The following is a 12,172-nucleotide window of genomic DNA, read 5'->3' as shown; positions in this document are numbered from 1 at the left end:
CGCGCAGGCGCACTGCTGTCCGGAATAAAATTCTTGACAGTTTCATCAGATGAGGCTCAGCTGGAGCTCTGCCATTTCTTGCTGAAGTCGCCGTCGTTGTCGATAGCGGGAAGCTTCGATCTCGGGGCGCTGAAACAAGGTGGCGCGTATCAGCACGAGACAGTCCCAGAGACTGATCTTGAGCGAGTGCCGCTGCTTGTAGAGCGCCACGAGCAAATAGCTGATCAACGCTGTAAGCACTTGGATGCGCACTGCGTTTTCGCTCCGCCCGAGGAATTTTTTGATTTTCAGGTGCTGCTTGATCCACTTGAAAAACAGTTCGATTCCCCAGCGCTCCTTGTAACGCTGGGCGATCTCGAACGCGGCGCTGTCCAGATCGTTGGTGGCCAGGACAAGCGGCGTGTCCTTTTCCGGGCGAGCGATCGTGATACGCCGTAGCGATGCCAGGTACGGGTTGCCTCGTCCTCCGGGACGCTTATGTTTGAGCCGGACGATTTCATCATTGAGCACGACCCCGGCGGCTTCGGCGGGAATGCTTCTTTCTTCGATTATCTGTAGGCCGGCATTGCGTTTGAACCGGGTAACGAACTGCGCCCCAGCCTGACTGATGGCGTTCCACCAGGCGTAGTCGCAGTAGCCTTTGTCGAAGACGTAAAGGGCGCCCCGAACCAGCGGTACGCTCCAGGCTTTCTCTACGTCGTTGACGTTGGCCGCGCTGAACGAAATCCAGTCTGGCGTCCGGGTCTCGGCATCGAGCAGGACATGGACCTTGATACCCTGGGTGTTGCGGGTGCGGTTTTCTTGTGTCCAGCGCTCGAATTCCCGTCCCTTGAGCGTCAACGACGTCGAGTCGAGCAGATACATCAATTCAGCACTATCGCTGCGCAACTGACGCGACACCTGTCCCATCAGCCAATTGGCGACGTCACTGAACACGGTATCGGAGCGCCTGGCGTTCGCATCGGCCAGCGTCGTACGTTTGATCATCCCGGCGCCCAAATGGTAATGGTGAGAGCGGTGATGATTAAAGCCCGTCTCCAGCGCCCGCAAGCCCGGCGCTTCACTGAGCTGCCCGTACATCATTGCGATCAGGTGCTGCCAGTGCCCGAATTTTTTAGAGTACTTGTCGGCCTTGTGTCTTTTTACCAGCCGATCGAACTCCGAGCGGGGCAGGCCCTTTAATAATTCCTGAAAGGTAGCTATGCTGAACATGTTGCGGGGTTTTGGTTTTTTGAGTTTGGCGACTCGGGTATACGCCCGTAAACCAGTCCCTGCAACACCTTCAGCGATTTCCCCTCAAATTATTCCGGACAGCAGTGCGCGCAGGCGGGGACCCAAGTTCCGCATGCAGCTCGACAGCTCATGCAAAATTGGGTCCCCGCCTCCGCGGGGACGACGTTTTATAGGTCTTTCCCTCCTCTCGGTTCCCCGCCGCTTTGCGCCAGCACAAACGGCGCGCCATAGCCCTCCCCTATAGTCAATTCCTGCAAGAATTTGCTTTCTTGCATGGTGAGCCTGCTTGACAGGTTCGTTCGCAGCGCCGACCGCCGGATCCGCCCAACCCATGCTGACTCTCGAGCGCTCAAGCCTCAACCGAAAACTGACGTCGATGTGCCTGCAGGCCGCCGCGAGCGCGCTGCTGGTCGTCTACATCGTCTTCGCCGTGGCGACCGTGGCCGGCCAGCGCCGCGCCGAACGGCAGGAGCTCGATGCGCTCGCGGCCGTGCTCGCGCAGGGCGCTCTCGATGCCGTGCAGTTCAACGACCGCCGCCTCGCCACGCAGTTGCTGGCGGCGCTGGACGCCCGTCAACGCCTCAGCGCCGCCGTCCTGTACGACGGCAAGGGCCGGCCGTTCGCCGCGTGGCACGCGCCCGGCCACGACGCCGGCCCGGACGAGGCGCTGGACAGCGTCGCGCCGGATGCCCTCGCCGCCGCCGCCGCCGCGGGCAGCCGGCCATGGCTGCCGGCGCTGCGCGTCTACCACGTGCTCGGCGCGGCGGCGGATGCCGACGGCCATCCCCTGCCGCCCGTGGGCGCGGTGATGATCGAGAGTGACCTCGTGCCGTTGTGGCTGGACATCGCGCGTGCGCTGGGCGTGATGGCCGCCGCGCTGGGCGCCGCGATGCTGACGGCGTTCGTGCTGGCGCGGCGGCTGCGGCGCAGCATCGGCGACCCCATCGGCAAGCTGATCAACGCGGCGCAAAAAGTGTCGGCCAGCCAGAACTACACGCTGCGTATCGCCCACAACCGCAGCGACGAACTGGGCATGCTGATCGACAGCTTCAACAATATGCTGGCCCAGGTCGAAGGACGCGGCGCCGCGCTCACCCACCACCGCGACGAACTGGAGCGCCAGGTCAGCGTGCGCACCGAACAGCTGGAACGGGCGAAGAACGCGGCCGAGGCGGCGAGCCGCGCGAAGAGCGCCTTCCTCGCCACGATGAGCCACGAGATCCGCACCCCGATGAACGGCGTGCTCGGCATGACGGAAATGCTGCTCGGGACGGAGCTCACCGAGACCCAGCGCAACTACACCCGCCTCGTCAAACAGTCGGGCGAACACCTGCTGGTGATCATCAACGACATCCTCGATTTTTCCAAGATCGAGGCCGGCAAGCTCACCGTCGAGTACATCAACTTCAACCTGTGGGACCTGCTGGACGACATCCACACCGTCTACACGCCGCAGGCCGAGGCGAAGAACATCGCGCTCCACTTCGACATCGCCAACGACATCCCGGTCGCGATCTGCGGCGACCCGAACCGCCTGCGCCAGATCATGGCCAACCTGCTCGGCAACGCGGTCAAGTTCACCGACCAGGGCCGCATCCTCGCCAAGGTGCGCATCGCCAGCGAAGACAACCAGGCCGTGATGCTGCGCTTCGAAGTGCACGACACCGGCATCGGCATCTCGCGCGACGCGCGCAGCCGCATCTTCGAGGCGTTCTCGCAGGCCGACGATTCCACCACGAGAAAATACGGCGGCACCGGACTCGGTCTCGCCATTTCGAAACAGCTGGTGGAACTGATGGGCGGCGCCATCGGCGTCGAGAACGCGCTGACGCAGGGTTCCGTGTTCTGGTTCACGGTCGCCTTCGACAAGCGCCGCGTCGACCCCGATGCGCCGGGCGACCACCAGCACACGATCGACGGCCTGCGCGTGCTCGTCGTCGACGAACGGGAAACGAGCCGCGTCGGTCTCGAACGCCACCTGGGCACCTGGCGCGTCGAGTGCGATGCGGCGGAAAGCGCGGACGAAGCGCTGGCCCGCCTGGACGAGGCGGCGCGCGCCGGCCAGCCGTACGACGCCGCCATCCTCGACATGGAGCTGGCGCACACGAGCGGCCTGCTGCTGGCCGCGCAGATCAAGTCCGACCCGGCCACGCGCGCCACGCGGCTCGTGCTGCTCAGCCCCGAACTGCTGGCCGCCGACCCGGTGCAGCGGCGCGAGGCCGGCGTCGCGTACCAGTTGATCAAGCCGGCGCGCGCGGCCGACCTGTTCGCCTGCCTGGCGACGCCGCCGCGCGGCCAGGTGGCGCCGGCGCCGCGCTTCCTGCCGCCGCGTCCCCTGCAACTGGACGCCAGCCGCCCGCGCACGCGGCGCGTGCTGCTGGCCGAGGACAATCCCGTCAACGTCGAAGTGGCCCGGGCGATGCTGGAAAGCCTCGACCTGCAGGTCGATTGCGCCCGCAACGGCCAGGACGCCCTGCAGGCCGTGCAGGAACGCCGCAACGAGAACCAGTACGACGCCGTGCTGATGGATTGCCAGATGCCCGTGATGGACGGCTTCGCCGCGACGGCCGCGATCCGGCGCGCGGAACGCGAAGCGGGGCGGGGCCGCGTCCTTCCCATCATCGCCATCACGGCGAACGCGCTGCAGGGCGACCGCGAAGCATGCCTCGCGGCCGGCATGGACGACTACCTGTCGAAGCCGTTCAGCCAGCAGGAACTGGCCGCCGTGATCGGACGCTGGATGGCGCTGCCGCTGGCCGCCACCATCCACCACGACGACGCGCCCCCGCGGCTGCCGCGCGAATCCGTCGAAGTGATCCAGCGCGACGTCATCAACCGCGTCGCGCTGGAGAAGATCCGCGCCCTGTCGCGCGAGCGCGGCGACGCCCTCGTGCAGAAGGTGATCGCCGCCTACGTCGACGACACGCCGCAGCAGCTGCGCACGCTGCGCAGTGCCATCGACGGCCTCGATACGGGCAATGTGCGGCGCATCGCGCACACCCTCAAATCGGCCAGCGCCAACGTGGGCGCCGAGGCCCTCGCCGCCCTGTGCAAGGCATTGGAGCACCTGGGCCGCGCCGACACCACCGAAGGCGCCGACGCGATCCTGACCGACATGGAACAGGAGTTCCAGGCCGTCCGGCATTCGCTCGCCGCCATCCTCGAAAAGGAAACCTGACATGCCAGCCCATTCCTCCCGCGAGCGCGCCCGGTTGCCCGCCACCGTCCTGGTCGCCGACGACGATCCGGTGATGCGCCTCCTGATGCTCGAGATGCTGGACGGCGTCGGCCTGCAAGGCATCGAGGCCGCGGACGGCGAACAGGCCGTGGCCCTCGCGCGCGCGCGCGCGCCCGACCTGATCCTGCTGGACGTCGAGATGCCGAAGATGGACGGCTTCGCCGCGTGCCGCGCGATCCGCGACCTGCCGAACGGCGCGATGGTCCCGATCGTGATGGTCACCGGCGGCGACGACCTGGAAGCCGTCACCAATGCCTACGAGGCCGGCGCCACGGACTTCGTGTCGAAGCCGATCAACTGGCCGATCCTCGGCCACCGCGTGCTGTACGTGCTGCGCGCCAGCGACGCCATCGTCCGCCTGCGCATCGCCGACGCCCAGAACCGCGCCGTGCTGGCCGCCATCCCCGACACGTTCTTCCGCATGTCGCGCGACGGCGTCTACCTCGACTACGAACCGGGCCGCGAAGGGCCGGGCCGCGACGGACCTGGCCGCGGCGTGCGCGACGCGGGCGCGGAGGAACAGATCGTCGGCCGCCACGTGACGGACGTCCTGCCGCGCGACATCGCCGAACGCCTGCTCGAACAGGTCGGCATGGCCCTGCACGTGCACCAGGTGCGCTCGGTCGAATATGAACTGATCCGCTTCGGCGAAGCGCAGCATGTCGAGGCGCGCCTCGTCGCCACCGGCCCGGACGAAGTGCTGGGGCTCGTGCGCGACATCAGCGAACGCAAACGCGCCGAGGAGCAGATCCGGCGTCTTGCCTATTGCGACAGCCTGACGGGCATCCCGAACCGGCAGGCCTTTCTCGAGACGCTGGAACGCGAGCTGCAGCGCTCGAAGATCAGCAACAAGAAGTTCGCCGTCCTGTTCATGGACCTGGACGCGTTCAAGCGCATCAACGACACGCTCGGCCACAACGTCGGCGACCAGTTGCTGAAGCAGGTGTCGGACCGCCTGCGCGAGACGATCCGGCCGAACGACCTGCTGTCGCGCGGCGACCTGCTGCCGCGCGCGGACGCGGCCGGGAGCGCGGACACGAACCTCGCGCGGCTGGGCGGCGACGAATTCACGATCCTGATCCCCGACCTCGAACGGGTCGAGCACGCCCTCAACGTGGCGCACCGCGTGAAGGACGCCATGCGCCGCCCCTTCATCATCGAGGGCAACGAGATCTTCGTCACGGCGAGCATCGGCATCTCGCTGTTCCCCGAGGACGGCGACGACTGCACGTCGCTGCTCAAGTACGCCGACACCGCGATGTACCACGCGAAGAACTGCGGCAAGAACAACGCCAAGCTGTACTCGTCGTCGCTGACGATGCAGATCATGAGCCACGTGAAGCTCGAAGTCGGCCTGCGCAAGGCCTTGCAGAACGACGAGCTGTACCTGCTGTATCAACCGCAGCTCGACGTGCGCTCGTCCGAGATCGTCGGCGTGGAAGCCCTCGTGCGCTGGCGCCATGCGGAGCGCGGCGTCGTCTCGCCCAACGAATTCATCCCGCTGGCCGAAGAGACGGGCCTGATCGTGCCGATCGGCGAATGGGTCCTGCGCACGGCATGCAACCAGGCGCGCCACTGGCAGAAGCTGATGCGCCGGCCCGTGCGCATGGCCGTGAACCTGTCGGCCAAGCAGTTCAAGGACGAGAACCTGTCGCAGATCGTGCTGTCCGCCCTGCACGACACGGGCCTCGACCCGCGCCTGCTGGAACTTGAGCTGACCGAGGGGACGCTGATGGACGATGCGAAGGCGACCCTGGCGACGCTGGAACAGCTGCGCGGCATCGGCGTGTACCTGTCGATCGACGACTTCGGCACCGGCTATTCGTCGATGAACTACCTGAAGCGCTTCGACGTGCGCACGCTGAAAATCGACCGCAGCTTCATCAGCGGCCTGCCGCAGGATTCCGAGAACGCGGCGATCACCCGCGCCATCATCGCCATGGCGCACGGGCTGAAGATGATCGTCGTGGCGGAAGGCGTCGAGACGGGCGAACAGCTCGTGCTGCTGGAGGAATACGGCTGCGACCTCGTGCAGGGCTTCTACCTCGGCCGGCCCGCGCCGGCGGATGCGGTGACCGGCATGCTGCAGCAGTTGTGGGTGCCGGTGACGGCACGCTGAAAGCCTGCTGTTTTCGCGGACGCACTCATATCCGTCGCCCCCGCGCAGGCGGGGGCCCAAGTTTTCAGCAACCGCGCGACGTCATTGGTTTCCAGCCAGGGCGGACGGCGGGTCCGGGAACGACGGCTTGCTGTGTCTTTATCGCGTGAACGTCAGCGTATGCACCGCCGCCCCCGGCAACAGGGGCGTCGGCTTCCCGTGCACCCACGCCTCGTGCCCCTTGAGGAAATCCGGCGACAGCGGATGCCCGCTCTGCCCGCCCGGCATGTCGAACAGGCCGGCTTCCTCATGGCCCGGCGCCACCGTCAGCCGTTCCGACTGCCCGAACTTGGGACCGGCCACGCGCGGCATGTTGGCGTCGCCCGGCAGCTGGTCCGGCGGGACGCTCAGCCAGCGGCGCAGCGCCGGCACCGCGATCGTGAACGGATGCGCGATCGCGGCCGTGTTGCGCCGCCCCCAGGTGGCCTGCGCGAGCGGCGTGCCGTCGGCCGTGAGTTCGGCGACGGCGCGGTCGACTGCGGCCAGCTGCAGGTCCTGCCAGCTGGCGTAGCCGGACGGCAGCCACGCGGCCGGACGCTCGTCCAGCAGGCGCGCGACGACCTCCGGCCAGCGCGACGTCGCGGCCACGATGCTGGCCTTCGGGTCGAGCCTGGCCAGCTGCGCGTCGACGCCGGCGAACAGCAGGTCGTGCAGCGACCACATGAACTGGCGCGCCAGGCGGTAGCCGACGGACGTCGTGCTGGCGCGGCCGTCCCAGCTCGTTTCCAGCAGGTGGCGGAACGCGGCGCGCTGCGGGTGCTTGTCGAGCGCACGGGCGTCCAGCGCCGCCAGGGCGCGCTGGCGCCACAGCGCGATGAACGGCGCGCGGTCGTCGAGCGAAGCCTGGAACGCGGCCGGCACGTCCGTCTTGTCGCCCAGCCGGCGCACGTTCCCGCTCAGCTGGTTGACGCGCGCCCCGAGGTCGAAGCCGCCGTCGCCGATCGCCTGGGCCGCGTCGCCCGCCAGCTGGCGGCTGTTCGCGGTCACCAGCTGGCCGCCGGGCGGGTTCACGACGCGCGGGTGCGTCGCGGGCGCGAGCAGCCCGTCCCAGGTCGGCACCGCACCGTCGAAGGCCAGCGGGAACGAGATGCCGACGCCGCCCTGGGTCCGGTGCGGCAGCGCGCCGCCGATGGTCCAGGCGATGTTGCCGCGGTCGTCGCCGAGGACGACGTTCTGCGCCGGGATGCCGTCGCTTGCCGCCGCGGCCAGCGCGTCATCGAGGTTCGTCGACGACTCCAGCTTCAGGTGGTTCAGGTTCAGCGCGTCGGGCGCATGCGCCACCCAGTGCACGGCGTACAGCGTGCCCTCGACCGTGCGGATCGGGCCGAGGCTCGTGTCGCGCACGGTCATCGATTGCGCCGGCTCGCCCTTCACGAGCAGCGTCTCCGTGTGCGCCACGGGCGTCTCCCAGCCGGATGGCAGGCGCACCTGGCCGGGGTGGGCCGCATCGGTGCCCAGCCGGACGAGGTCGAGCGTGTCCGCATAACTGTTGGTGAAGGCCCACGCGACATGGCCGTTGCTGCCGACGATGACGGCCGGCGGCGTCCCCGGCAGGCTCACGCCGACGATGCGGCGCGGCCGGCCGTGGTCGTCCGGGAAGCGCAGCGCGAGGCGGTACCACGTGTTCGGCAGTTGCAGGCCGAGGTGCATGTCGTCCGAGACGATGGCGGCGCCGCTCGCCGTACGCGTCCCGGCGATGGCGTAGTTGTTGCTGCCGACCGAGTCCGTGAACGCGATGCCCGCCACCTGGCGCGCGGGCACGGCGTCCTTGCGGCCCCACCAGGCCGGCGCCGTGGCCGGAACCGGCGCGGGTGCCGGCGCGACGGCGGGCGCATCCAGCGGCGTATCCAGCGGCGTATCCCAGCGGGTCGCCTCCGGCAGCAGGAAGGCCAGCTGGGCCGGATCGAGATGCGCGGCCAGCCAGCCGCGCGCCAGTTCGCGCGGCTCCTGGTTGCCCTGCAGGTCGAAGTACATGGCCCACACGGCCAGCAGCGAATCGGCCGGCGTCCACGGCCGCGGCGCCGTACGGCTCAGCAGATATTCGAACGGCCGCGCACGGAGCCCGCCGAGGCCGTCGTTGACGCCGGCGGCATAGCGCTCCAGCAGCGCGCGCTCGGCCGGCGTCATGCGCTGCAGGACCTGCGCGGCGCGGGCACGGAAGCGGTGCAGCCGGTGCGCGCGGTCGAGCGGCAGCGCCTTGGGTCCGAACAGCTCGGCCAGTTCGCCGGCGGCGCTGCGGCGCAGCAGGTCCATCTGGAAAAAGCGCTCCTGGCCGTGCACGAAGCCGGTGGCATAGGCGACGTCGAGCCGGTTGGCACCGCTGATCGTCGGCACGCCGTCCGCGTCGCGCTCCACCGTCACGGGCGCGGACAGCAGCGGCGAACGGTGCTGGCCGTCGAGCTCGGGCAGGCTCGCGCGGAAGGTCATCCAGGCGCCGCCCGCGACGAGCACCGGCAGCACGACGATCCCGGCCGCGACCCGCCGTCCCCACTTCCGCCATCCACGCTGTCCCATGCCGCTCATCCTTCGGAAAAAAATGCATCTTGCCAGAAATCCCACGTCCGGGCGAGTGCGTGACATTTCATATCCGCCGTGGTTCCCTTCACGCGATTGAGCGAGCTTGATGGTCGGCCGGCGCGGTCTCCTAAGCTGAAGACAGGCGCGCAGGACGCGCGTGTCGGATGAGGGAGGCGCCATGGTTCGCGTGCTCACTTGGATATTCCCATCGCTGCGGTGGGCAGGCCTGTCCATCGTGCTGACGCTGGCCGGGTGCGCCACGCCACAGGAACGCGCGGCGCAGGCGCAGGCCGACGTCGAGCAGATGATGGCGATCTATGGACCGGCCTGCACCCGGCTCGGCTATGCCGCCCAGTCGGACGCGTGGCGCAGCTGCGTGATCAATCTGGGCGCGAAGTACGATCTGCAGCACTATGGGCCGGGCCCGGGCTACTACGGCTGGGGTCCGGGTTACTGGCGGGGCGGCTGGTGGGATCCGTACTGGTGACACCGCGGATGAGACGGCGCGCGCACTCGGCCTTCGTGATGGCCTCGCGCCGTTCCAGCAGGCGTTCCAGCACCTGCTGGATGTGCCGGATGAGTTCCGGATAGCGCGCATCGGGCGGATGCAGGCTGAAGCGCACGAGCGGTGACTGCGCGAGCATGGCCGCCGTCGCATCGGCGACGCGCGGCGACAGCAGGCGCCCGCTGCGGTTGCGCGCCGCGTACACGAGCGACGGCGACAGGATCGCATGCGTGCCGTGGCGGTTGTTCTGCGTGAACGGCCCGTGCGGGTCGGTCGGAGCCGGCAGGCGCTGCACGTCCGGCTGGTTCGGGTCCGGATTCGCGCGACGGGTCGCGGGTTGGGTCGCGGGTTGATTCGCGGGTTGGGCAGCTTCGTTGTGCCGGCTGCGCGCATCGCGCGCATCGCACGCATCGTCAACGGCAACGGGACCAGTCCAGTTGCTTTGATCGAATTGCCGGTTCGGGCTGTCGTGTCGCGAGTGGTTCCGCTGGCCGTTCTGCATGGCCCCGCTGCCATACTGCATGCCTGCGCCGCCATCGCCGCGATAGCCGTCGCGACGCTCGTGCGCGTGCCGGGATGCCTTGCCGCGTTCGCTTGCCGGCGGTGCGCCGCTGCGTTGCACCTCCCTGCCGGGCTGGGCATCCCGCGCACCGGGCAGGCAGTGGAAATGGCTGAATGTCGTCGTGTACGCGAACGGCGAGTCGCGCAGGGCCCGCCACGCGCCCTCGCCCAGCAGCCAGGCCGGGGGGATGAAACCTGTCGGGGTCCAGCCGCGTGCCGCGAACCAGTCCAGGCCGAGCGCCAGGCGGCGCCGCGCTTCCGCCTCGGCCAGCGCCGCGAACTCGCCCTCGCGCCGCGTGTAGACGGTGCGCAGGAAGCGGGCGCGCAGGCCGCCGCCGCCCGCTTCCGTATCGAGATGGCTGTAGCCGTGCAGCGCCAGCTCGTCGCCGCGTTCCAGCGCCACGTTCAGGCACGCTTCCATGGCCGGCGATTGCTCTGGCCGGAAGTGATAATGCGGCACGACGAGCCACGTCAGCGGGATGTCCGCCACGGCGCGCACGGCCTGCACGAGGCGCAGGCAATCCGTCCACGTGGCCGGCGCCACGTCGTGGATCGACACGCACAGCACCTGCTCGTCGATGGGGTCGTCAGTCCGTGACATGGATGCGCTCCCGCTCGTTGATCACGTCGCCGCCGACGACACGGCCGACATAAGGATGGCCGCCGACCAATGCCTCGTAGCGGCCAAGCACCTGCGGGAGGATTTCGTTCCAGTCGTAGCGTTCGACGGCCTTGCGGCGCGCGGCGTGGCCCATGCGTTCCAGGTCGCGCCGGAAGATCGCTTCGATCGCGCCGGCCAGGCTGTCGACATGGTTCGGCTCGGCGAGGATACCCGTCTCCGCGTCGACCAGCTCGGCCACGCCGCCCCGGTTCGTGGCGACGACGGGCAGGCCGCAAGCCATCGCTTCGAGCACGATCAGGCCGAAGGTCTCGCAATCGCCGGGGTGCACGAGCACGTCGCAGCTGGCCAGCAGGCGGGCCAGCTGGCGCTGGTCGCGCCGGAACGGGATGTGCGTCACGTGGTCGCAAAACGGCAGCACGCCGCCACCGCCAACGAGGATCAGGTGATAGGGATCGCCCAGCTTGCGCACGGCTTCGATGAGCACATGCAGTTTCTTTTCGGGCGTGAAGCGGCCGGCATAGACGAGCAGGCGCGCGTCCGGATCGAGGCCGAGGCGCTCGCGCAGCGTCTCGTCGCGGCGTTGCGGACGGAACACGCTGCTGTCGATGCCGAGCGGCTGGTGCACGGCGCCGTGCACGCCGATCGCGTCCAGCTGCTGCACCATGATGCGGCTGGGCGCGAGCACGAGGTCGAACTGGCGGTACAGGTTGGCGAGATAGCGGCAGGTGCCGCGCGCGATCCAGCGCCCGAGGCGCGGCTGCACGAGGCGCGGCAGGTCGGAGTGATAGAACGCGACGGCCGGGATGCCGTGGCGCTTGCGCATGCGCAGCGCGGCCCAGGCGCAATGCCCGGCGTCGCCCGCCTCGACCACGTCGGGCCGGACGGATGCCAGCAGCCGCGCCGGCCCGGCCACGGACAGCGGCATGCGGAAGCCGTGGAAGCCGGGGACGCCCGCGGACGGTATCTTGACGAGCGCGGGCACCGCGTGGGCGCAGGTCTCCACGTTCGAGCTCATGATCGTGTGCCGGACGCGGCTGCGCCCCGCCAGCCAATGCGCCTTGGCATTCAGATAGGTACTGACGCCGCCTCCTTCGGCCGCGTAAAACATCGTGATGTCGACGAGGTGCATGCTTGGGATCCGGTCAAAGTATCCCCACGATAGCAGCGGAACCGGTGCGCCATGTGCGCACTGTCAAGCGGACACCGCCTGCCGCCGGGAACCTCTGCCTACCGCGCGAGCGATGACAGGACACCCGACCGATGCATCACGGCCGCGCGCACGTACGGGACGCTCAGCGCCCGTGCGGTCCCTCATTGCTCAGTGCGCGACGATGGTCG

The 12,172-nt window shown here is 68.6% G+C and carries 7 protein-coding genes; 3 read left to right on the top strand and 4 right to left on the bottom strand.

Annotation, left to right across the window (positions count from 1 at the left end; genetic code table 11):
- Window positions 1-45: 45 nt before the first annotated feature.
- Entirely contained in the window at window positions 46-1,212 is a 1,167-nt protein-coding gene (locus tag ACEN9Q_RS05480; RefSeq protein ID WP_495626177.1) for an IS4 family transposase, read from the bottom strand.
- 352 nt (window positions 1,213-1,564) lie between these two features.
- Between ACEN9Q_RS05480 and ACEN9Q_RS05475 the strand changes: the two genes are divergently transcribed.
- Window positions 1,565-4,411 (top strand): response regulator, encoded by a 2,847-nt coding sequence (locus ACEN9Q_RS05475; RefSeq protein ID WP_495627620.1) that lies wholly within the window; start codon window positions 1,565-1,567, stop codon window positions 4,409-4,411.
- 1 nt (window position 4,412) lies between these two features.
- Window positions 4,413-6,590 carry a putative bifunctional diguanylate cyclase/phosphodiesterase gene (locus tag ACEN9Q_RS05470; protein ID WP_495627619.1) on the top strand — a complete coding sequence of 726 codons (2,178 nt, stop codon included), beginning with the start codon at window positions 4,413-4,415 and terminating at the stop codon, window positions 6,588-6,590.
- A gap of 138 nt (window positions 6,591-6,728) precedes the next feature.
- On the opposite strand, the gene ACEN9Q_RS05465 is transcribed toward ACEN9Q_RS05470, so the two are convergent.
- Window positions 6,729-9,143, bottom strand: coding sequence for a penicillin acylase family protein (locus tag ACEN9Q_RS05465; RefSeq protein ID WP_495627618.1), 2,415 nt, complete (start codon window positions 9,141-9,143; stop codon window positions 6,729-6,731).
- A 181-nt stretch (window positions 9,144-9,324) separates the two neighbouring features.
- On the opposite strand from ACEN9Q_RS05465, the gene ACEN9Q_RS05460 reads away from it, so the two are divergent.
- Window positions 9,325-9,633: a hypothetical protein gene (locus ACEN9Q_RS05460; protein ID WP_082548254.1), complete on the top strand. Its 309-nt coding sequence runs from the start codon at window positions 9,325-9,327 to the stop codon at window positions 9,631-9,633.
- On the opposite strand, the gene ACEN9Q_RS05455 is transcribed toward ACEN9Q_RS05460, so the two are convergent.
- A complete protein-coding gene (locus ACEN9Q_RS05455) occupies window positions 9,527-10,813 on the bottom strand; it encodes a DUF2334 domain-containing protein (RefSeq protein ID WP_495627617.1) in 1,287 nt (428 codons plus the stop codon). The genes ACEN9Q_RS05460 and ACEN9Q_RS05455 overlap by 107 nt on opposite strands.
- The gene (locus ACEN9Q_RS05450; RefSeq protein ID WP_495627616.1) at window positions 10,800-11,963 is read right to left on the bottom strand and encodes a glycosyltransferase family 4 protein; all 1,164 of its coding nucleotides are present in this window, start codon (window positions 11,961-11,963) and stop codon (window positions 10,800-10,802) included. The genes ACEN9Q_RS05455 and ACEN9Q_RS05450 overlap by 14 nt, the downstream gene beginning before the upstream one ends.
- Window positions 11,964-12,172 lie beyond the last annotated feature (209 nt).

This window comes from Massilia sp. Masssp93 (assembly GCF_059491295.1).
The sequence above is the reverse complement of the archived record's forward strand: the minus strand, read 5'-3'. Positions and strand labels throughout refer to the sequence as shown.

Coding starts and splice junctions, on each gene's coding strand:
- ACEN9Q_RS05480 (WP_495626177.1), bottom strand. CDS start 1,212: ATGTTCAGCATAGCTACCTTTCAGGAATTATTAAAGGGCCTGCCCCGC.
- ACEN9Q_RS05475 (WP_495627620.1), top strand. CDS start 1,565: ATGCTGACTCTCGAGCGCTCAAGCCTCAACCGAAAACTGACGTCGATG.
- ACEN9Q_RS05470 (WP_495627619.1), top strand. CDS start 4,413: ATGCCAGCCCATTCCTCCCGCGAGCGCGCCCGGTTGCCCGCCACCGTC.
- ACEN9Q_RS05465 (WP_495627618.1), bottom strand. CDS start 9,143: ATGGGACAGCGTGGATGGCGGAAGTGGGGACGGCGGGTCGCGGCCGGG.
- ACEN9Q_RS05460 (WP_082548254.1), top strand. CDS start 9,325: ATGGTTCGCGTGCTCACTTGGATATTCCCATCGCTGCGGTGGGCAGGC.
- ACEN9Q_RS05455 (WP_495627617.1), bottom strand. CDS start 10,813: ATGTCACGGACTGACGACCCCATCGACGAGCAGGTGCTGTGCGTGTCG.
- ACEN9Q_RS05450 (WP_495627616.1), bottom strand. CDS start 11,963: ATGCACCTCGTCGACATCACGATGTTTTACGCGGCCGAAGGAGGCGGC.